This window comes from Providencia sp. PROV252 (assembly GCF_033676005.1).
Lineage (GTDB): Bacteria > Pseudomonadota > Gammaproteobacteria > Enterobacterales > Enterobacteriaceae > Providencia > Providencia vermicola.
In genome coordinates, this window is sequence record NZ_CP096294.1 from 686,004 (window position 1) to 707,087 (window position 21,084).

16 protein-coding genes are annotated in these 21,084 nt (G+C 42.4%); 11 read left to right on the forward strand and 5 right to left on the reverse strand.

Going from position 1 to position 21,084, the window contains the following annotated elements; translation table 11 throughout:
• Positions 1–19 precede the first annotated feature (19 nt).
• Both M1F05_RS02970 and M1F05_RS02975 read right to left on the reverse strand, forming a co-directional pair.
• On the reverse strand, positions 20–928 hold the full coding sequence (locus tag M1F05_RS02970) for a helix-turn-helix domain-containing protein (RefSeq protein ID WP_241016851.1): 909 nt from the start codon (positions 926–928) through the stop codon (positions 20–22).
• Complete coding sequence (locus M1F05_RS02975; RefSeq protein WP_206084483.1) at positions 925–1,872, reverse strand: LysR substrate-binding domain-containing protein; 948 nt, start codon at positions 1,870–1,872, stop codon at positions 925–927. Before M1F05_RS02975 ends, M1F05_RS02970 begins: the two co-directional genes overlap by 4 nt.
• A 101-nt stretch (positions 1,873–1,973) precedes the next feature.
• Between M1F05_RS02975 and M1F05_RS02980 the strand changes: the two genes are divergently transcribed.
• From M1F05_RS02980 to deoD, 10 genes are all read left to right on the forward strand, one after another.
• Positions 1,974–3,038 carry a tartrate dehydrogenase gene (locus M1F05_RS02980; protein ID WP_206084484.1) on the forward strand — a complete coding sequence of 355 codons (1,065 nt, stop codon included), beginning with the start codon at positions 1,974–1,976 and terminating at the stop codon, positions 3,036–3,038.
• Between the two features lie 202 nt (positions 3,039–3,240).
• On the forward strand, positions 3,241–4,830 hold the full coding sequence (prfC, locus tag M1F05_RS02985; protein ID WP_206084485.1) for a peptide chain release factor 3: 1,590 nt from the start codon (positions 3,241–3,243) through the stop codon (positions 4,828–4,830).
• 197 nt (positions 4,831–5,027) lie between these two features.
• Positions 5,028–5,438 (forward strand): BON domain-containing protein, encoded by a 411-nt coding sequence (locus M1F05_RS02990; RefSeq protein WP_206084486.1) that lies wholly within the window; start codon positions 5,028–5,030, stop codon positions 5,436–5,438.
• Positions 5,439–5,568: 130 nt separating this feature from the next.
• Positions 5,569–6,666 carry a patatin family protein gene (locus tag M1F05_RS02995; protein WP_206084487.1) on the forward strand — a complete coding sequence of 366 codons (1,098 nt, stop codon included), beginning with the start codon at positions 5,569–5,571 and terminating at the stop codon, positions 6,664–6,666.
• On the forward strand, positions 6,659–7,444 hold the full coding sequence (locus M1F05_RS03000) for a TatD family hydrolase (RefSeq protein ID WP_241016852.1): 786 nt from the start codon (positions 6,659–6,661) through the stop codon (positions 7,442–7,444). The genes M1F05_RS02995 and M1F05_RS03000 overlap by 8 nt, the downstream gene beginning before the upstream one ends.
• Before the next feature lie 303 nt (positions 7,445–7,747).
• Positions 7,748–9,031: a NupC/NupG family nucleoside CNT transporter gene (locus M1F05_RS03005; RefSeq protein WP_206084786.1), complete on the forward strand. Its 1,284-nt coding sequence runs from the start codon at positions 7,748–7,750 to the stop codon at positions 9,029–9,031.
• A gap of 495 nt (positions 9,032–9,526) precedes the next feature.
• On the forward strand, positions 9,527–10,306 hold the full coding sequence (gene deoC / locus M1F05_RS03010) for a deoxyribose-phosphate aldolase (protein ID WP_047755652.1): 780 nt from the start codon (positions 9,527–9,529) through the stop codon (positions 10,304–10,306).
• 48 nt (positions 10,307–10,354) lie between these two features.
• Positions 10,355–11,677: a thymidine phosphorylase gene (deoA, locus tag M1F05_RS03015; protein WP_206084489.1), complete on the forward strand. Its 1,323-nt coding sequence runs from the start codon at positions 10,355–10,357 to the stop codon at positions 11,675–11,677.
• A gap of 53 nt (positions 11,678–11,730) precedes the next feature.
• A complete protein-coding gene (gene deoB / locus M1F05_RS03020; RefSeq protein WP_318825971.1) occupies positions 11,731–12,954 on the forward strand; it encodes a phosphopentomutase in 1,224 nt (407 codons plus the stop codon).
• A gap of 496 nt (positions 12,955–13,450) precedes the next feature.
• Positions 13,451–14,167, forward strand: coding sequence for a purine-nucleoside phosphorylase (gene deoD, locus M1F05_RS03025; RefSeq protein ID WP_206084491.1), 717 nt, complete (start codon positions 13,451–13,453; stop codon positions 14,165–14,167).
• Between the two features lie 64 nt (positions 14,168–14,231).
• Here the strand turns inward: deoD and M1F05_RS03030 are convergent, their stop codons facing one another.
• Positions 14,232–14,726 (reverse strand): GNAT family N-acetyltransferase, encoded by a 495-nt coding sequence (locus tag M1F05_RS03030; protein WP_206084492.1) that lies wholly within the window; start codon positions 14,724–14,726, stop codon positions 14,232–14,234.
• 208 nt (positions 14,727–14,934) lie between these two features.
• Here M1F05_RS03030 and M1F05_RS03035 point away from each other — a divergent pair, with 208 nt between their 5' ends.
• Positions 14,935–16,476, forward strand: a complete 1,542-nt coding sequence (locus M1F05_RS03035; RefSeq protein ID WP_206084493.1) for a hypothetical protein — start codon at positions 14,935–14,937, stop codon at positions 16,474–16,476.
• 65 nt (positions 16,477–16,541) lie between these two features.
• Here M1F05_RS03035 and M1F05_RS03040 read toward each other — a convergent pair whose 3' ends face one another.
• Together M1F05_RS03040 and M1F05_RS03045 are read right to left on the reverse strand one after the other, a co-directional pair.
• Positions 16,542–19,331 (reverse strand): M16 family metallopeptidase, encoded by a 2,790-nt coding sequence (locus M1F05_RS03040; protein WP_206084494.1) that lies wholly within the window; start codon positions 19,329–19,331, stop codon positions 16,542–16,544.
• Positions 19,321–21,027, reverse strand: coding sequence for an ABC transporter ATP-binding protein/permease (locus M1F05_RS03045; protein WP_206084495.1), 1,707 nt, complete (start codon positions 21,025–21,027; stop codon positions 19,321–19,323). Before M1F05_RS03045 ends, M1F05_RS03040 begins: the two co-directional genes overlap by 11 nt.
• Between the last annotated feature and the right edge of the window lie 57 nt (positions 21,028–21,084).

Sequence of the window (21,084 nt, forward strand, 5' to 3'; positions counted from 1 at the left end):
GTTGTTTGTGGGGGGAGTATTAAATTGGTTTGAGTTCAAACATCAAAAAGGGTTGGTTTTCATCATTAAAATGTTGATATGCAGTAATTTGTTTATCTTGAAACACAATTTGTCCACGGCCTGTTTGGCACACTTCTTCTAGCCATGTTTTGTGATTAATGATGAGTTGGTACAATAAACGTTGCAGTTCGAGGTAGTCAATTTCAGTGGATTGGCTACTTAAGTTACTGGCAAGAATTTCACCAGCTTTGTCAGTGAAAGCGACTAAGTAATTGAAGTGGGAGAGTAAAACATCAAAATAGCACTTAATTTTTCGTAGGCGTAATTCGCTATTCTTGCGTTCGGTATTATCAAGGCTGATCCCAACCAATTTAGTGACTTTACCATTTGGCCCTTTAACCCCTGTGGCGCGAGAAGTGATCCAACGGTACTCGCCTTCCCAGTTAATTTTAAAATCCATCTCATGGGCACCGCCTTCACGAATGATTTTTGAGTAACCATTCACCAGCTTCTCTTTGGACTCAGGCGCCATCAATGCCCAAAAATCTTCATTAGTCGTAATTTTAATGCCATAAACGGCTTCGACATTATCTGAGTAGTTCAATTCCCCTGTGAGCAAATCCCACTCCCACGTTACGATATCGGCAGATTCTTGCAGGTGCACTTCGTTGATGTTACGCATCACCCCTGCATTGGTGACCGTGATTTGGTTGTTCGTATATTCGCCGTATTTTAACCAAATTTTATCGACATCCAGTAACGTTGCCAATTTATCAAGGTTGTCTTCGTCGATCATACCACCTTTTGTCCACTTATTGACGGCGGTTCGGGAGACGCCAAGGGCTTGTGCCGCCTTAAGTTGGCTCATTTTCTTTTGTTTGAGTAATTTTAATAAACGTTCTTTGAATGTCTCAGTTTCTGTAATCAATTGCTATCAACCTTTACTGAAGGTGTTGCCATAAATCCATTTTGCAAATGGGTCGCAAGGTATTGTTCGAGATTTTCAATGAAAACTCTAAGATTAGCACTTGTTCGAATACTTCTCGAATAAACGGCATAAACATCTGCGGTTTGGTACCATTCTGGGAGAACACGCACTAACTGTCCAGATTCTAATTCTGGCAAGACGCTCCACAATGATCGCAGTAGGATGCCTTCCCCACTTAAACACCATTGCTTTGCAACCTCACCATTATTCACGGTGAGTTGACTGTTTGGGCTAACGGTCATACTTTCTTGGTTGTGGGCTAATTTCCACACCGCGGGGGCTTGATTGCGTTCTTTAATCGCAATACAAGAATGTTTTTGTTCAAGTTCTTGTGGATATACTGGATAGCCATTTTTTTCTAAATAGCGAGGTGCGGCACAGAGTATGCGTTGATTGGCAGCGATACGCCGTGCAATAAACTGATCGGAGATAGTGCCTCCGATACAAATATCCACATCAATGTTTTCATTAATAATATCGACGGATTTATCTGTTAACGTCAGGTCGATAGCTAATAAAGGGTACTGAGCGCGTAATGATAGGATAAACGGATTGATATAAGTGCTGCCAAACCCTGTGCTACAACTGATCCGCAGTGTACCACGAATTTCTTCACGGCAAGCATTGAGCGTTTCTTGCATATGTTCAAGTTCCGCTAACATCAATTCGCTGCTGCGTAGAATAATTTGTCCTTCATGCGTGAGCTTAATTGAGCGTGCACTTCGAAAAAATAGCGTTTGCCCAAGATTTTCTTCCAACAGTTTGATTCGTTTAGAAATATAGGCAGGTGAAACCAATAGCTGTGCTGCCGCTTGAGAAAAACTCATTAAGTGGGCGACAGTGACAAAAACGCGAATGTCCTCTAACGCAGGGAGCTTGTTCATAGTTTGTAAACCTAAGGATTACAGTTCATGTCTATACTTTATCACAGCAATCCCTAAACTGGAGAAAAACACACCTAATTCATTTATCAGAGGTTTTCACCATGTCACAATTCAACATAGCGGTTATTCCTGGCGATGGTATTGGTACGGAAGTGATCCCCGAGGGGTTAAAAGTTTTACAAGCCGCAGCAAGCAAACACAATGTAAAACTCAACTTTACACAATTTGATTGGTCATGTGAAACCTATCACCGCACTGGGCGTATGATGCCAGAAGACGGTTTAGAACAACTGAAAAAGTTTGATGCGATTTTTCTTGGTGCTGTAGGTTTCCCTGGTGTACCAGACCATATTTCGTTATGGGGTTTATTGTTGCCTATTCGCCGTGCATTTAACCAGTATGTTAACCTGCGCCCAGTTCGCTTATTTGATGGGATCAAATGTCCACTGGCGGATAAAAAACCAGGGGATATTGATTTTTATGTGGTGCGTGAAAACGTAGAAGGAGAATACTCTGCTATTGGTGGTATTCAATATGAAGGCACTGAAGATGAAATGGTGCTGCAACAAAGTATTTTTACCCGCAAAGGCACTGACCGCATTTTAAAATATGCGTTTGAATTAGCGCAAACTCGTGAGAAAAAACACCTGAGTTCAGCGACTAAATCTAACGGATTATTCCACTCCATGCCGTATTGGGATAGCCGCGTGGCAGAAATGGCAAAACACTACCCAGAGATTAAAGTCGATCAATTTCACATTGATATTTTTGCGGCAAACTTAGTGCGTATGCCAGAGTTTTACGATGTGATTGTTGGGTCAAATTTATTTGGGGACATTTTGTCTGATTTAGGCCCTGCTTGTACAGGGACCATTGCGATTGCACCGTCTGCCAATATCAACCCAGAAAAAGACTTCCCATCGATGTTTGAGCCAGTCCATGGCTCAGCCCCTGACATTGCAGGGTTAAATATTGCTAATCCAATAGGGACGATTTGGGCGGCAGCGATGATGATGCAACACTTAGGTTGCCCTGAAATGCACGATAGCATTATGGTTGCGGTGGAAACGGCGATCAAAGAGCGCCGTCACTTAACCCGTGATATGGGCGGTAATGCAAGTACTCAGGCGTTAGGCGATGAAATCACTCAATTGATTTTGTCGTAATCCGTTCGTTATTTAAGTCATTTTTATGTCTCATCGGGGTATTGTTTTTGTCATACCTCGATGCTTTGATTGTTAATACCCCCAAGATCTGCGAAAATATCCGCCAATTATGTTTAACAAGACGGATTTGCACCGCTAAATGCTACATTAAGCTAAGATGCGTGCCGCTATAAATCTGTATTCAGACGAAAAGAACGGTTAAATGACAGATCAGAATTTTCTACAGGAAGTTAGCACGCGTAGAACGTTTGCTATCATCTCTCACCCCGATGCGGGTAAAACCACGATTACAGAAAAAGTATTGCTGTTCGGGCACGCTATTCAACGTGCAGGTACAGTAAAAGGCCGTGGCTCCAATCAGCATGCAAAATCCGACTGGATGGAAATGGAAAAACAGCGTGGTATTTCGATTACCACATCTGTGATGCAGTTTCCGTACAATGATTGCTTAGTTAACTTACTGGATACCCCAGGGCACGAAGACTTCTCTGAAGATACCTATCGTACGTTAACTGCTGTTGACTGCTGCTTAATGGTTATTGACTCTGGTAAAGGGGTTGAGGATCGTACTCGTAAACTGATGGAAGTTACCCGTCTGCGTGACACGCCAATTCTGACTTTCATGAATAAACTCGACCGTGATATTCGTGATCCAATGGAACTACTGGATGAAGTGGAAAATGAGCTGAAAATTGCTTGTTGTCCAATCACTTGGCCTATTGGTTGCGGTAAGTTATTCAAGGGGGTTTATCATTTACTGCGTGATGAGACGATTCTTTACCAAACAGGTCAAGGTCATACAATTCAAGAAGTTCGTATCATCAAAGGGTTAAATAACCCTGATTTAGATGCGGCGGTGGGTGATGAATTGGCTGCACAATTGCGTGATGAGTTAGAGCTAGTTCAAGGCGCTTCCCACGAATTTGACCATGATGCGTTTTTAGAAGGGGAATTGACCCCTGTTTTCTTCGGTACCGCATTAGGTAACTTTGGTGTTGACCACATGTTAGACGGCTTGGTCGAGTGGGCGCCAGCACCACAAGCCCGCCAAACTGACGTGCGTGAAGTTGAAGCCACAGAAGAAAAATTCACGGGCTTCGTCTTTAAAATCCAAGCTAATATGGACCCGAAACACCGTGACCGCGTTGCGTTTATGCGTATTGTTTCAGGCACCTACGAAAAAGGAATGAAGTTACGCCAAGTGCGAATCAAAAAAGACGTGGTAATTTCCGATGCATTAACCTTTATGGCAGGGGATCGTTCTCAGGTCGAAAATGCCTACGCTGGGGATATCATTGGTTTGCATAACCACGGGACGATTCAAATTGGTGATACGTTCACCCAAGGTGAAGAACTCAAATTCACGGGTATCCCGAACTTTGCACCAGAGCTGTTCCGTCGCATTCGTTTACGTGATCCACTGAAGCAAAAACAGCTGCTGAAAGGGCTGGTTCAGTTATCTGAAGAAGGTGCGGTGCAGGTGTTCCGTCCATTAACCAATAACGATTTAATCGTCGGTGCGGTAGGGGTACTACAGTTTGACGTGGTCGTTTCGCGCCTGAAAAGTGAATACAACGTTGAAGCGATTTACGAAGCTGTTAACGTTTCAACGGCACGTTGGGTTGAGTGCGATGATGCGAAGAAATTCGAAGAATTTAAGCGCAAAAATGAGCAAAACTTAGCCCTTGATGGCGGTGATAACTTATCGTATATCGCACCAACGATGGTGAACCTCAACCTGACCAGCGAACGTTACCCAGACGTTCGGTTCCGTAAAACACGCGAGCACTAGTCTTGTTTTTAACCCGCTATTTCATCATGAAGTAGCGGGTTATCTCTTCCTGATGCTCTTTTAGAGAGCCTTTTCCTATCTTTAAAACTATTTCATCAAGAATATTCTGTCTTTACCCTTGAACCACTTTATTTTTTCTGTTTTTTTACTTAGGCTAGTAACGTTAACTCGTTTACCACAGTGAAAGGAAGGTTCCTATGAAAAAGGCAATGCTATTAAGTAGTTTTACTGCTATTGGATTGAGCTTTGCACTCACTGCATGCAGCTCATCATCAGACGGCGCGCTGAAAAAACAAGCTTCTGAAACGTGGGACAGTGCGGCCAAAACCGTTGAAATGGCAGGTAAAGATACGGGGAATGCTATTTCTAGCGGCGCAAAAAATACGGGCGAATACATTGATGATTCGGCAATTACTGCAGATGTGAAAGGAAAATTACTGGGCACCAAGGGAATTTCCAGCAATAGTGTATCCGTCAAAACTGTTAACGGTGTAGTCTATCTCTCGGGTTTTGTGAAATCAGCTGACCAAATCGATAAAATTACGCAGGTCGCTTCCCGCGTTAATGGCGTGAAATCTGTGCAAAATGGATTAGTGCTTGCTAACTAATCTGTAAATAAATGTCTCAATAGCCCGAATTGATGAATGTTTATTGTACAATGCCGATAGAATGAGCTTTCAAAGGGAAGCTCATTCTGTTTTTGAGTCATGAACGCTATTCAATTCATTCAGGTGTATTATGGGAAAACACGTTTCAGTCACTTTAGGCACTATTGAGCCTCTCGCATTTTTAGATAATATCAACTCAGGAAAAACCGCATTGATTTGTGAAGGTGGCGGGCAGCGAGGGATTTTTACTGCAGGTGTACTGGACGAGTTTCTGATTTCTGACTTTAATCCATTTGATTTAATGATTGGTACCTCCGCAGGGGCGCAAAATTTGTCTGCTTATATTTGCGGGCAAGCAGGCTACGCTCGCCGTGTGATCACCCGTTATACCACCAATTCTGCGTTTTTTAATCCACTACGTTTTATCCGTGGGGGTCACCTCATTGACCTCGATTGGTTGATAGAAACCACAGCAAAAGAGTTCCCTTTGAGAATGGAAGCGGGGCTGGATCTCTTGGATTCAGGCCGTGAATTTTATATGGGGGCTAGCCGTAGTGATAATTTTTCTGCTGAGTTTTTACAACCCAATGCAGATACTTGGCTGGATATTATTCGTGCATCGAGTGCAATCCCTGGGTTCTACCGCGAAGGCGTTGAATTTGATGGCACGTTATACCACGATGGTGGGATTAGTGCGGCAATCCCTGTTGAAGAAGCCTACCGACGCGGGGCTGAAACAATTGTGGTGATCCGTACTGTGCCATCCCAAATGTATTTCACCCCTGAATGGGTGAAAAGAATGACGCGCTGGTTGGAAGGTGAGAATAACGGATTACAGCGCATGGCGGCGATGTTGAAAGTGCATCTGAAAAGCTATCGTAAGACACAAGAATTTATTGAAAATCCGCCTAAAGATGTGCAAGTTTTCGAAATTTACCCACCAGTTCCGCTAAAAAGTAGTGCGTTGGGGAGTAAAGTCTCTTCCTTAAATGAAGACTATCATACAGGGCGACGTTGTGGGCGTTATTTCATTGCTGCTCTTGGTGCAGGGTTTAATCAGAGTCAAAACAGCTTCAGTCGCACTTTGGCGCGGAAGATGGAACTCAATCCCCTTGAGATTGATATCGAACCTTCAGAGCAAAATGCATCAGTGCCTGAAGACATAGTGCCAGAGCTTGTCGAGGCACCTTCAATTATATTGCCAGTGAATGAAAATCGTAATGGATAAACCACAATTTATTGATACACACTGCCATTTTGATTTTCCGCCTTTTAGTGATGCGCTTAGCGAAAGCTTGCACCTTGCACAACAAAGTGGCGTAGAACAGATTGTTATTCCTACGGTGAGTTTAGATAACTTCGCTCGTGTATGGCAATTGGCGCAGCAATACCCACAATTGCATGCAGCGATGGGGTTTCATCCTCTGTATATCAGTCAGTATCAAGATGCACATTTTGATGTATTAGTGGATTACCTTCAGCAGAAAAATAAAAACTGCGTGGCAGTAGGGGAAATTGGACTCGATCTATACATGCCAAACCCGCAGTTTGAGCGTCAACAGCAATTGTTAATCGCGCAACTTAAGCTGGCAAAGCAGTTTGATTTACCTGTCATTTTGCATTCCCGCAAAACGCATGACCCACTAGCAGCGATATTGCGCCGTATTGATGTGCCTGCTCGCGGTGTGGTACATGGTTTTTCGGGGAGCTTATCCCAAGCTCAAGCTTTTGTTAAACTTGGTTATTATATTGGTGTAGGGGGAACGATAACCTATAAGCGCGCTAATAAAACTCGCTATGTGATGTCGCAATTACCACTCACATCATTATTGTTTGAAACTGATGCGCCAGATATGCCTGTTTCAGGTTTCCAGGGAGAGCCCAATCGGCCAGAGCGTCTTGAGTGGGTTTTTCGTTCATTTTGTGAGCTTCGCCACGAATCTCCAGAAGAAATCGCTCAACAACTTTACAATAATAGCCTGTCGTTATTTAATCTGACAAAGTAAAAACAGTTAAAACGATAAGTAATACTTATATAAATCTGTTTCCCATCTGATTTAATCCATTCAGCTTTTACTACGACTTATGGCACCTTTAGGGCCTTTCCAGATAAAACCGACTCAGTTTTGTGATTTTTATCACATTATTTGAATTTTCAGTGTTTCTTGCACCTCGTATTTGTGATGAACATTGCGAGTTATTCATGATGACTAGGTATAATCATCACACAAAGAGACAAGGCGACTTACACGTTTCCTTATATATCAACCTAGAATCAAGTGAACAGGGATCCTTCCATGCAACTCATTATGAGTATTATAGGAATGGCGGTACTCATCGCGATAGCTATCCTATTTTCTAGCAATCGCCGAGCGATAAGACTTCGCACTGTAGGTGGTGCTTTTATTATCCAGTTGGCAATCGGCGCATTAGTGTTATATGTCCCTGCTGGGCGCAGCGTGCTACAAGGGATGTCTGATGGTGTTTCTAAAGTCATCGGATATGGTCAAGATGGTATGAGCTTTATTTTTGGCGGCTTAGTGTCCGACAAAATGTTTGAATTATTTGGCGGTGGCGGCTTTATTTTTGCTTTTCGCGTTCTGCCTATCATTGTGTTTTTCTCATCGTTGATCGCTGTACTTTATTACTTAGGTATCATGCAGTTGGTGATTAAAGTATTGGGTGGCGGTTTACAGAAAGTTCTTGGTACATCACGAACTGAGTCCTTATCTGCGACGGCGAACATTTTCGTGGGTCAAACTGAAGCACCTTTAGTTGTTCGTCCTTATATTGCAACCATGACCACTTCTGAACTGTTCGCGATTATGTGTGGTGGTTTAGCGTCAGTGGCGGGTTCTGTGTTAGCGGGTTACGCACAAATGGGCGTGCCAATGGAATACTTGATTGCCGCATCATTTATGGCAGCACCTGGTGGTCTGTTATTCGCAAAACTGATGGTTCCTGAAACAGAAGATGCGCGCGATAGAGTTAACGCGACTGATTTAGTTGCAGAAGATGAACGTCCTGCAAATATTATTGATGCCGCAGCAGCGGGAGCATCGTCAGGGATGCAATTAGCATTGAATGTTGGCGCAATGTTATTAGCGTTCATTGCATTGATTGCATTAATCAACGGTATTTTAGGTGGTATTGGTGGCTGGTTTGATTATCCTCAGCTGTCCCTTGAGTTGCTATTAGGTTGGTTGTTTGCGCCTATCGCTTACTTAATTGGTGTGCCGTGGAGTGAAGCCACTATTGCGGGCTCATTTATTGGTCAAAAAATTGTTGTGAATGAATTTGTTGCCTTCATGAATTTCGGTGAATACATGAAGGCCGATGCAGAAGTGATTGCTGCAGGTAAGCAAGTACTGTCTGATCATACAAAAGCCATTATTTCATTCGCATTGTGTGGTTTTGCGAACTTATCGTCAGTGGCAATTTTGCTGGGTGGTTTAGGCGGAATGGCACCAAATCGCCGTGGCGACGTTGCGCGTCTTGGCATGAAAGCTGTCATGGCAGGAACATTGTCTAACTTAATGAGTGCGACTATTGCTGGCTTCTTCTTGACCTTGGGGGCAGCCGCGGTAGCATAAAGCATCGTGTAAGATTTTAGGCAGGTTTATTCAGCCTGTTCACTATAGAAGCGGAAGGGCGTAGCTCTTTCGCTTTTATTTTTATCGGTTATATTCTTTTGCTATCTTTTATATTCAAAGGCAGAATTTCAACTATTCTTAACTTAGTCAATTAATGATTGTTTAAGGTTAGAAAAGCCATTTGAGTGAATAAATTAACAGATAGATCGGGTATAATGAGATCTTATTCACATAATTATATTTAATAATGTAACATTCAGTCGATTAATGTGATTTGTAGCACATAAAGTGACGCTGTTCCATGGTCAAATAGACACTAGTAAGCTGCTAATGGAACTGCTAGTTCTCAGAGTCGAATGACTCTAGGGCATCGTGCGGTGAGAAGGAACTCAGCTGCTCAGTTCGGAAGCATCCGGCTGGCATCTTTAAGGAACCAAGCCCGCTCGCCAACAAAGAACGTGTCGTTCTGAAGAATTAATAACGTTGGAGAGTTATATGACTGATTTAAAAGCAGCCGCACAACGCGCGCTGACCCTGATGGATTTAACCACATTGAATGATGACGACACTGATGCAAAAGTGATCGCATTATGTCATCAAGCCAAAAGCCCTGCTGGCAACACAGCGGCAATTTGTATCTACCCTCGTTTTATTCCAATTGCGCGTAAAACTTTGCGTGAGCAAGGTACGCCTGACGTTCGCATCGCGACCGTAACCAACTTCCCACACGGTAATGATGATATTGAAATCGCATTAGCAGAAACTAAAGCCGCTATCGCTTATGGTGCGGATGAAGTTGACGTTGTATTCCCATACCGTGCGCTGATCGCAGGCAATGAACAAATTGGTTTTGATTTAGTCAAAGCGTGTAAAGACGCATGTGCAGCTGCCAATGTGTTACTGAAAGTGATTATTGAAACGGGTGAATTAAAAGATGCTGCGTTAATTCGTAAAGCGTCTGAAATTTCAATTAAAGCTGGTGCTGACTTTATCAAAACCTCAACAGGTAAAGTGCCTGTTAACGCAACATTAGAAAGTGCAGAAATCATGATGCAAGTCATCAGTGATATGGGCGTTGCAAAAACCGTTGGTTTCAAACCTGCTGGTGGTGTACGTACCGCAGAAGAAGCGGCTGATTACTTAGCATTAGCAGGCCGAATTTTAGGTGACAATTGGGCTGATAGCCGCCACTTCCGTTTTGGCGCATCAAGCTTATTAGCAAATTTATTAAACACGCTGGGTTACGACGTTAAAAAATCAAGCAGCAGTTATTAATTTTCGCATTATTGTTAGCCGATAAATTCGACTTTAAAGGAGTATATCGTGTTTCTGGCACAAGAAATTATTCGTAAAAAACGCGATGGTAAACCATTAAGCGAAGAGGAAATTCGCTTTTTTATCAATGGTGTTCGTGATAATTCTGTTTCGGAAGGTCAAATTGCTGCACTGGCAATGACCATCTATTTTAACGATATGACGATGCCTGAGCGTGTTGCACTGACGCTGGCTATGCGTGATTCAGGAACGGTGCTGAATTGGAAATCACTCAACCTTAACGGCCCGTTGGTGGACAAGCACTCTACAGGCGGTGTTGGTGATGTGACTTCGCTGATGCTAGGCCCAATGGTCGCTGCATGTGGCGGTTATGTCCCTATGATTTCAGGCCGTGGTCTGGGTCATACAGGTGGTACGTTGGATAAGCTGGAAGCTATCCCTAATTTCGACATCTTTCCTGATGATGTTCGTTTCCGTGACATTATTAAAGATGTGGGTGTGGCAATTATTGGGCAAACCAATTCATTAGCGCCAGCAGATAAACGTTTTTATGCAACCCGTGATATTACTGCAACAGTTGACTCGATTCCGCTGATTACGGCATCCATTTTAGGTAAAAAACTGGCTGAAGGCCTTGATGCCTTAGTTATGGACGTAAAAGTCGGCTCTGGTGCATTTATGCCAACCTATGAGAAATCAGAAGAACTGGCAGAGTCAATTGTCAAAGTGGCAAATGGCGCAGGATGTAAAACGACGGCATTGTTAACCGACATGAACGAAGTATTGGCGTCCAGTGCGGGTAATGCGGTTGAAGTGCGCGAAGCAGTGCAATTCTTAACTGGCGAATACCGCAACCCGCGTCTGTATGAAGTGACAATGGCACTTTGTGTGGAAATGCTGGTTTCAGGCTCGTTAGCGGCTACTCGTGAAGAGGCTCGCCAAAAACTGCAAGCGGTGCTGGATAACGGTAAAGCGGCAGAAGTGTTTGGTCGTATGGTTGCAGCACAAAAAGGCCCAGCAGATTTTGTTGAAAATCATGACAAATACCTACCAACTGCTGTGCTGAGCAAAGCAGTTTATGCACCGAAAGACGGTATTATCACGCAAATGGATACGCGTGCATTGGGGATGTCCGTTGTGACATTAGGCGGCGGTCGCCGTAAAGCAACTGACCCAATTGACTACAGTGTTGGTTTGAGTGATATCGCGGCACTCGGCGCGAAAGTGGATACACAAACACCATTGGCAATTATCCATGCAAACAGTGAAAAAGCATGGGAAGAAGCGGCAAAAGAAGTGCGCGCAGCAATGGTAATTGGTGAAAATTCCCCAGAGCAAACGCCGATGGTTTATCGCCAAATCAGCGAGTAATACAAATAGATTTTAGTGGTATATCGTTCTAATAAATACCGCAGGAGAAAAATATGAAACGCACATTTATTATGGTTTTGGATTCCTTTGGGATCGGCGCTGCACACGATGCACATAAATTTGGTGATGAAGGCTCAAATACATTGGGTCACATTGCAGATGCTTGTGCACGCGGCGAAGCGGATATTGGTCGTAAAGGGCCTCTGCATTTACCTAATTTAACAAAATTAGGTTTAGGTAAAGCAGGAGAAGAATCAAGCGGTTCATTCCCTGCGGGTCTTGATCCTAATGCTGAAATTATCGGTGCATATGGTTACGCAAGCGAGATTTCTTCTGGTAAAGATACCCCATCAGGCCACTGGGAAATCGCAGGTGTACCTGTGTTATTCGATTGGGGATATTTCTCTGACGAAGAAAACAGCTTTCCACAAGAACTGCTAGATACTTTAGTTAAAAAAGCCAACCTGCCAGGCTACTTAGGTAACTGCCATTCATCTGGTACTGTCATCCTAGACCAACTGGGTGAAGAGCACATGAAAACTGGGAAACCAATTTTCTATACTTCTGCAGACTCTGTATTCCAAATTGCGTGCCACGAAGAAACGTATGGCTTAGACAAACTGTATGAGCTGTGCGAAATCGTACGTGAAGAGTTAACCAAAGGTGGTTATAACATTGGTCGTGTTATCGCGCGTCCATTTGTGGGTGATAAAGCAGGTAACTTCTCGCGTACGGGCAACCGTCACGATTTAGCGGTTGAGCCACCAGCACCAACTGTACTGAAAAAATTAGTGGATGAGAAACAAGGTGAAGTCGTTTCTATCGGCAAAATTGCGGATATTTATGCGCACGTTGGTATCACTAAGAAAATCAAAGCAACAGGTATCGATGCACTGTTTGATGCAACAGTAGAAGAAATGAAACTGGCGGGTGATAACACCATCGTATTCACTAACTTTGTTGACTTTGACTCAGCTTACGGCCACCGCCGTGATGTTGCTGGCTATGCCGCAGCACTCGAATTATTTGACCGTCGCTTACCTGAATTAATGAAACTGGTTAAAGAAGATGACATTCTGATTTTAACTGCTGATCACGGTTGTGACCCAACTTGGCCAGGAACTGACCATACTCGTGAGCACATTCCTGTTCTGGTTTATGGACCAAAAGTGAAACCAGGTTCATTAGGTCACCGCGAAACGTTCGCAGATATTGGTCAGACAGTCGCTAAGTATTTTGATTTGTCTCCAATGGATTACGGCAAACCAATGCTTTAATCCTAATTACCCGTCATACTTTGAGCTGTAGCGGTGTTGGCTGCACAAATCCACCCTAATCACATACTTGTGTATGCTCATAGGGATGGTTTTGCTAGCCGCCTAGCTACAACTCAAATTATCTAGGGTAATAAGTTACTTAGGGTAATAAGTTGCTTAGAGTAATGAGCAAACTTTACCGTCATACTTTGAGCTGTAGCGGTGTTGGCTGCACAAATCCACCCTAATCACATACTTGTGTATGCTCATAGGGATGGTTTTGCTAGCCGCCTAGCTACAACTCAAATTATCTAGGGTAATAAGTTACTTAGGGTAATAAGTTACTTAGGGTAATAAGTTGCTTAGAGTAATGAGCAAACTTTACCGTCATACTTTGAGCTGTACGGTGTTGGCTAAAATTTACATTGCTTAGGGTAATGGCATACTGATTCTAATAATAAGGTGGGGGACCACCTTATTTATTTTAAAAAATTTTATTGTTTAAAGGGAAATAATCATGGCAACTCCACATATTAATGCAGAAATGGGTGATTTCGCTGATGTCGTTCTGATGCCAGGTGATCCATTACGTGCAAAATACATCGCAGAAACTTTCCTGCAAGATGTCCGTCAAGTGAACAATGTTCGTGGCATGTTAGGTTTTACAGGGACTTATAAAGGTCGTAAGATTTCTGTTATGGGTCACGGCATGGGTATCCCTTCTTGCTCAATCTATGCAAAAGAATTGATCACCGATTTCGGTGTGAAAGTGATTATCCGTGTAGGTTCATGTGGTGCAGTGATGGATGATGTGAAACTGCGTGATGTTGTTATCGGTATGGGTGCTTGCACAGACTCTAAAGTTAACCGCCTGCGTTTCAAAGACCAAGATTTCGCGGCAATCGCAGATTATGATTTAGTTCACAACGCGGTTGAAGCGGCAAAAGCCAGAAAAGTTAACGTCCGTGTGGGTAACCTGTTCTCTGCTGACCTGTTCTATACGCCAGATCCAGACATGTTCAAAGTGATGGAAAAATACGGCATCTTAGGTGTAGAGATGGAAGCTGCGGGTATCTATGGTGTTGCGGCAGAATACGGTGCGCGCGCACTGGCTATCTGTACTGTATCTGATCACATCAAAACAGGCGAGCAAACCACTTCTGACGAACGCCAAACAACATTCAACGAAATGATTGAAATTGCGCTGGATTCGGTGCTGTTAGGCGACAAATAGTCGTTAGCGAAATACCGAGATGATTTCTTTAAAATGCCACGTATTGTGTGGCATTTTTTTATCGCTATTTTTTGATCCTACTCATCATCACCGCATCAACGTATTGCCCATCACGGAATGCATAATCACGCATTCTACCTTCTTGCTCGAAGCCAAATTTCTTATATAAGCCAATGCCATTATCGTTGGCGGCAAATACTTCCAATTCAATACGGCGCACATTCAACCAGTTATCGCAATAATCCACCATCACTTGCATCAGTTGTGAGCCAATACCTTTGCCTTGGTGGGCTTCACTAACGGTAATCCCGAAGGTTGCCACATGGCGGCGGCGAACTTGACCTGGCTGGCTGATAGTCAGCAAACCCACAACTTCTTCATTAATGGTGGCGACAAACTGGGTGACGAGTGGGTCATTCGTCCCAAGGCGTGCTTCCCATGTTTTTTCTGTTGGGTATGGCAGTTGTAAGGTGTTGGCATACGCTGAATAATCCGCGTGCATTTTGGTGATTGCAGGCACATCGTCCAGTGTTGCTCTGCGGATGGTGATGTTATTCATTACTTTTCTCATTATTGTCGTTTCTAGAATATATTAATCACATTAAAATTATATGATGTCAATGATATATAATTATTATCACATCAAAAACGATGAAGTAAAGTGTGTGTCTTTAAATCGCTATTTGATATAAAAAACTAATGAGATTCTATACGCTATTTTATGATTTTTTACTTAAAAATAAAATAGAAATTAGAGCGAGGTTTATATGCTAGGTGTAGGTATTTTTGATAAACAGAAATATTTAACTATGTCATTGAGTGAAATGGTAATAGAAATAACCAAAAACCCAAAGGTTTTCGAAGGGAAAAGCGATATCATCATCAATAAAATAAAAACAGCCAAAAACAATGGCGAGAATGGCTGGGCAGAAATAAATAAATCATGGGGTATTGTTGCGAGCGGGAAAGCGAAAGAAAAAATTGATAAGTATTTTAATCAAGGGTTGAAATTTGATAATGATCCTTCAATAAATAAAAATGTAAAGATAAACTTTAGTGATAAAGGGAAAATGCTCCAACCTATAGGTGTTAAAGATAAAGAAATACCTAGTTCTGAAAATGAATGTGAAAATTACGATCGTAGTAAAAAGATAGGAAATAAAATTAAACGGACTGTAAATAAAATTACAGATAATATTGAAAGTAAAATGGAGTCAATAAAAGAAAAAAAGAGAGCTGAAGAGAGTGAGGAAATAAAGAAAGTTGAATATGATAGCTTTGATGATTTAATTAATGATTTAAAAAAAGGAGCCGCTTTATCTGAGAATGGATTGAATCATATAAAATTTTTGATGAATTACATTATAACAAAAAATACAATCGATAGAAATGAAAGTGTAAGGGGGGAACTTGAAGGTTTATTTAAGAAAATTCACGATTCATTGAATAATGATGTAGATAAAATAAAAATTCTTCTTATATATCAAAATGCACGCTTCTTATCTCTATATAACGCATCCTGTCGAGTTGAAACCTACGCGATAGAAAGTTTACTTGAAAAACAAAAGTTCCCTAAGGAAATAATCACTCAAGTTAAAGAATGCCTTATTGGTTATTCGAATGAATATTTATCTAAGTTTAAATTAAACACATCTGAGTATAATGAATATATTAAAAACATAAAAAAACATTCGGATTTTTCAGTTTTTAAGGAGATTGAAAGTATTGATAAAATTAATTTAATTAAAAATGTTCTCTCTGAAAATGAATTTACAAGTGAGAACAGAAAGTTTTTAACGGAACTGAGTCATAATTTAACGGATGAAAGAATTATTGACTTTATAAAAGATAAAATAAATTTAGATATTAAATTGTTACAATCTGAATATAATGAGAAATATTTAGAAGAAAAAAATGCATATAACCAGTATATTAAAAAGAAAAATGAAATTATAGATGCTGCTATTAATAGAATTGAATCAATGTTAATAGCAAAAAAAATACCTAAAAGTATTGTAGACTCTGTGATTCAAGTCATTAATAAAGAAAGAAGTGACACAAAGATAGAGCTGCTTTCCTCTAAAATTGATTTAATTATCAACATTCTCCAGTGTAAAAGAATTAAAGGTAATGAAATTACTAACGATATTGAACACTATCTGAATATTTCAATGGAACAATTAAAACTAGAGGTTGAAATAGCGAAATCTAAAAGAATGTCATTTCAAGAGCGCATATCTTCATTCTTTAATAACTTAAATAATCGAGTGTTAAATTTTATCTATAACGTAAGGCATTCATTTAAATAATAGTACGATTAATGTACCTATGGAAACCAACAGCTTGATAAATAAAGCTGTTGGTTTTTCTGATATTAAGGCGTCATCATAAACACTTTTGAATTTTGCCCTAAATATTGACGAGCCAAACGGTTTATATCTTCAACCGTGAGTTGGCGTACAATAGCTTGCTCTTGGTTTAAACGTTGATATTGCCCATCATCAGCAGCGATTTGTGCCAGTGCTTCAGTCCAATAGCTCGCACTATCAGTGACTTGTGAATTCTCTGTTAACCAAATATTTTTGGCTTCGGTTAACTCTTTTTCACTCACACCCGATTGGCGAATTTGCACAATGGTTTTTTGCGCGATTGCCGTCATTTCCTGCGCACGCTCAGGGGAGGTGGTGAAGTTCAAGCGAGCAAGGTAATAAGGCTGTGGTTTTTTCGCTAACATCTGCGAAAAACCGAGCGCATAAATTCCGCTGGCTTTTTCACGTAGTTCCCCGCGTAAGCGTTGACTAACAAGGGTATCAATCAATTGCAGTGCCAGTTGATCTTGTTGCGACCAAACCGCAGGCGCCGCAAATTGAATGCTGACCATGCTTTTATCACTGCTACTGATGGGATAGGTTTTATTAAAGCTGGCCATTTTGGGCATGATCCCTTGGTCACGAGATACCAGTTTTTGGTCACTAGATGGCAGTGATGCAACCCATTGCTCTAACAGCGGTTTTAGCTCACGACTATTCATTGCACCTGTTATGACTAACGTCATATCTGCAGTTGACGTGAGTAATTGGCGATTGGCTTGTTGCAATTGTTGTGCGGTGAATTGCTGCCAGCCACCTTGTGGATTGATGACTAAAAATTCACCGTGGGTGTAGCTTTCCTGATTAATATTATCGAGGAAGGTTCGCTCTACCGGAGTTTTCGATAAATTTAACGCGAAAGACTGTTTTTGTTGCTCGAGTTTTTCCCCGCTAAATTGCGGCGCAGTGAGCTTTAAATTCAGCAGCTGCAATGCCGTTTCGAGGTTATCTACAGGGGTTTTACCACGAAACCCGTGTGTCAGTAACTCACTGTAAGGGCGTAGCGAAATTTGGTTGTGTTTTGCCAGCAGCGCTAAATCACGCGCGCTGTAGTGACCATAACCACTGCTTTCAGGCAGTTTCAATGCCCAGTCGGTTAAACCTGCAGTTTGTTGGGTTTCTAAGGAACGGCCGCCTGGTAATTGAAGGTTAAACTGAATATCATCTTTAAGATTTTTATCCGTTTTAACAATCACTTTGATGCCATTACTTAATATCCATTGCTCGGTTTTATCAACAGGCAATTTGGCTTGCTCAACAATAGTGCCTTTTACTACTTCAGGCAGTTGCAAGGTAACCGCTTTTGAACGCAACGTAAATGGCCCTGGTGAGCTTTGGCGGGCGTTGAGCCATTGGGTATTAAATGTGGATTTATCCACGGTTGGGGCATCAGTATCTGGGCCAATCAGTGCTAAGCGCGGGGAAGCCACTTGCAGGAATTTTGCCACGTGTTGCTGTAACGCTTGTGGTTTTATTCCATTAATCAATTGATAGCTGCCATCCAATTGCTGGCGTTTATTCCACATTGGCATGTCATACTCAAGGGCGGTCGTCAGTTGCCCTGCCAGATAATCATTGCTGTAACGCTGTTCAGAGGCGGCTTGTAAACTGAGTTTTTTCAACATCGCTTGTTTTGCGCTATCGAGCTCTTGTTGGGTTACAGGCTCTGTGGCTAATCGTTGTAATTCCGTAAACAGAATTTGCGTGGCACCTGCATAGTCATTGCCTTTCGGGTGGATAATCATCAGTTGCTGTAAACGTTGGTTATCCAGCATTGCACCTTGTTCATTGATGCTGATTGACGGTAGAACGCCGTTATCTACCATCACCGTAAAGCGTTGGTTTAAAATGGCGAGCCATAAACTGTCTAATAAGTCTTCTTGCTGCCCTAAGCGGGTATTTAGCGGTGCGCTAACATCCTTTTGCAATGCGAATTGGACATAGCGTGCACCTTGTTCCTTATCAAAAATTCCTTGCACTAACATATTGGTGGAGCTAGCAAATTGCTTCCATTGTGGGTTATCTTCCGCCACTTTTTCAGGTTTAGGTAAGGCAAATAACGTATTGACCTGATTGCGAACTGAAGAACTATTAAAGTCACCAATCACTAACAGGGTCATGCGTTGTGGTTGGTACCATGTTTGATAGTAGTTTTTGGCTTGTTCAATTGGGGCTTGGCGTACGATATCGAGGGAGCCAATCGGGTTACGTTCTGCATAACGACTGCCGTGGTAACGTAGTTTTTCAAGGCTATCATTAATGCGATAACCCATCCCTTGGCGTAAACGCCACTCCTCGACAATCACTGGACGTTCTTTTTCAAATGCGTCTTGGTCGAACGTCATATTTGAGGCCCAGTCTGCCATGACTTGTAAGCCTGTCTCTACCTGTTTTGTGGTTGCATCGGGTAACGACAACTTATACAGGGTGGAATTTAAACTGGTGATGGCATTGACGTGGCTACCCAGCTTCAGTCCTTGCTGTTCCAGCTGTTTAAAGCCCGTTGTGCCGGGAAAATGTTTAGTGCCTTTAAACGCCATGTGCTCGGTAAAGTGAGCAAGGCCAAGCTGCTGTTCATTTTCTTGCAATGAGCCGCTACTCACTAATAAGCGCAGCTCAACACCTGGCTGGCTACGCTGTAAGAGGTAAACTTGCAGGCCGTTATCTAATTTATAATGCTGTAGGTCGCTACGCACAGGCAGTAAAGTTTGTGCATTTTGGCTAGTGGTAGCATGACCTGCACAGCCGCCCAACACTAAGCTGATGCAAGTAACAAAAGTGATTTTACGAAGCATATTCAGGTGTTCCTGTCATTAAAGAGTCAGTACGGACAGACTCTGAAAGGTGAATTTTTTGTTCTGCAAATTGTGTGACAAAGCTTTGGTGGCTGACGAGGACAATCGCGCTATCGTGCAGTTCCGCTTTTAGCAGCGCGAGCAATTCCAATGCGCTGTTTTCATCTAACGCCGATGTGGTTTCATCAAGTAACAACAGTTTCGGGCGGTTAAGCAACAAACGCGCAAACATAATGCGTTGCTGTTCGCCTCCAGATAGGCGGTTGTTCCAGTCCGTTTCTAAGGCTAACTGATGGTGTAGTTTTTCTAACCCCACTAAGGTCAGTGCATACTGGAAATCGTGTTGGTTAAATTGGCAGGCAGCTTGTGGGTAAGCTAATAGGTTATCTAAGCGGCTGATAGGTAAATACAAGCGCTGTGGGATCCACATGACGTGCTCTGTGCGTGAAATCGTACCGCTAAAGAACGGCCAGTGCCCACTAAGTGTGCGCAGTAAGGTGGATTTACCAATGCCAGAGCGCCCTGAAATTAAAGTCAGTTCCCCTTGTTTAGCCGTAAAATTAACATCTTCAACCAGTAGGCGGTTATCTGCCGTTGATACGCTAATTTTGGCGGTTAACGGCGCATGTTGCTCATCAACAGTGACTTGTGCTTTATTGTCGTTTTCCAATAACACCACGAAGTTATATAAACGGGAGACGGTAGCTTGCCATGCCGCGATTTCTTTATAGGCGAAAATAAACCAGCCCAAAGAGGTGGCAACGCTAGTGAACGCTTGGCGCAATTGCATTAACCCACCTAACATAATTTCCCCAGCAAGGAATTTAGGCAAGGCCAATAAAACAGGTGCTAATGCGGTGACTTGTTGGTAACCCACAGTGTAAAAAGATAAATTTCGTTCACAGCGGATCAAACGGTTCCAGTTAGTGATGATTTCACCAAAACGCCCCATTAACTCTTTTCTGTCTTGGTTTTCACCACGTTGCCCTGCGATGGCATCACCGTGTTGGCGGCAGTTAATGAGCGAGGTACGGTAATCTGCCTCACGGCGCTGCTTGTCCATATGCAAACGGCGCAGTGGAAAGCCAATCCACTGGGTGAGGGCGATACCAATTAGGGTATAAATGATGCAAGCCCAGAACATATAACCAGGGATAGTCCAATCGCTATCGGCAAAGTTAAACGACAGGCTACCAGAGAGCGTCCATAAAATTGCCGCGAATGAGACGAGTGTTAACATTGAGTGTAGGAATGTCACTACCAAATTGAGGGTTGATTCAATCAGTAAGCGAATGTCTTCGGCAATACGTTGGTCTGGGTTGTCGGGCTCTTGGGCGGTCAACCTTAACAGGTAATGTTTGCTGTTGGGGGATAACCAACGGCCAAGGACTTGCTCAGTCATGCCTTTGCGCCAACGGATAATCAACATTTGTTTGAGGTAATTCCCCATGACCACTACAAATATTAATCCGCTGACTAAGATAACAAAGTACTGTAATAAGCCATACAGTGCTTGCCCATCAAGCTTTTGTAGCGCGTTATAAAAGTCGCCGTTCCACATGTTCATTTTGACGTTGAACCACACGGATGAGAGCGTTAGCCCCAGCGAGGCGAAAAGTAGTATCCAGCACAAAAGGGCAGCACGCTGCCCCCAAAAAGGTTTTACTAAATAGAAAAATTGTTTCAGTGTCTTCATGACGTTTTATTCATTTGTTGTTTTATTTTAATGATTAATATTGTTTTAATTGCTCAC

Bases quoted from the DNA above. Each gene is read 5' to 3' on its own strand.
- M1F05_RS02975 (WP_206084483.1), bottom strand. From the start codon at position 1,872: ATGAACAAGCTCCCTGCGTTAGAGGACATTCGCGTTTTTGTCACTGTC.
- M1F05_RS02980 (WP_206084484.1), top strand. From the start codon at position 1,974: ATGTCACAATTCAACATAGCGGTTATTCCTGGCGATGGTATTGGTACG.
- prfC (WP_206084485.1), top strand. From the start codon at position 3,241: ATGACAGATCAGAATTTTCTACAGGAAGTTAGCACGCGTAGAACGTTT.
- M1F05_RS02990 (WP_206084486.1), top strand. From the start codon at position 5,028: ATGAAAAAGGCAATGCTATTAAGTAGTTTTACTGCTATTGGATTGAGC.
- M1F05_RS02995 (WP_206084487.1), top strand. From the start codon at position 5,569: ATGGGAAAACACGTTTCAGTCACTTTAGGCACTATTGAGCCTCTCGCA.
- M1F05_RS03000 (WP_241016852.1), top strand. From the start codon at position 6,659: ATGGATAAACCACAATTTATTGATACACACTGCCATTTTGATTTTCCG.
- M1F05_RS03005 (WP_206084786.1), top strand. From the start codon at position 7,748: ATGAGTATTATAGGAATGGCGGTACTCATCGCGATAGCTATCCTATTT.
- deoC (WP_047755652.1), top strand. From the start codon at position 9,527: ATGACTGATTTAAAAGCAGCCGCACAACGCGCGCTGACCCTGATGGAT.
- deoB (WP_318825971.1), top strand. From the start codon at position 11,731: ATGAAACGCACATTTATTATGGTTTTGGATTCCTTTGGGATCGGCGCT.
- deoD (WP_206084491.1), top strand. From the start codon at position 13,451: ATGGCAACTCCACATATTAATGCAGAAATGGGTGATTTCGCTGATGTC.
- M1F05_RS03030 (WP_206084492.1), bottom strand. From the start codon at position 14,726: ATGAATAACATCACCATCCGCAGAGCAACACTGGACGATGTGCCTGCA.
- M1F05_RS03035 (WP_206084493.1), top strand. From the start codon at position 14,935: ATGCTAGGTGTAGGTATTTTTGATAAACAGAAATATTTAACTATGTCA.
- M1F05_RS03040 (WP_206084494.1), bottom strand. From the start codon at position 19,331: ATGCTTCGTAAAATCACTTTTGTTACTTGCATCAGCTTAGTGTTGGGC.
- M1F05_RS03045 (WP_206084495.1), bottom strand. From the start codon at position 21,027: ATGAAGACACTGAAACAATTTTTCTATTTAGTAAAACCTTTTTGGGGG.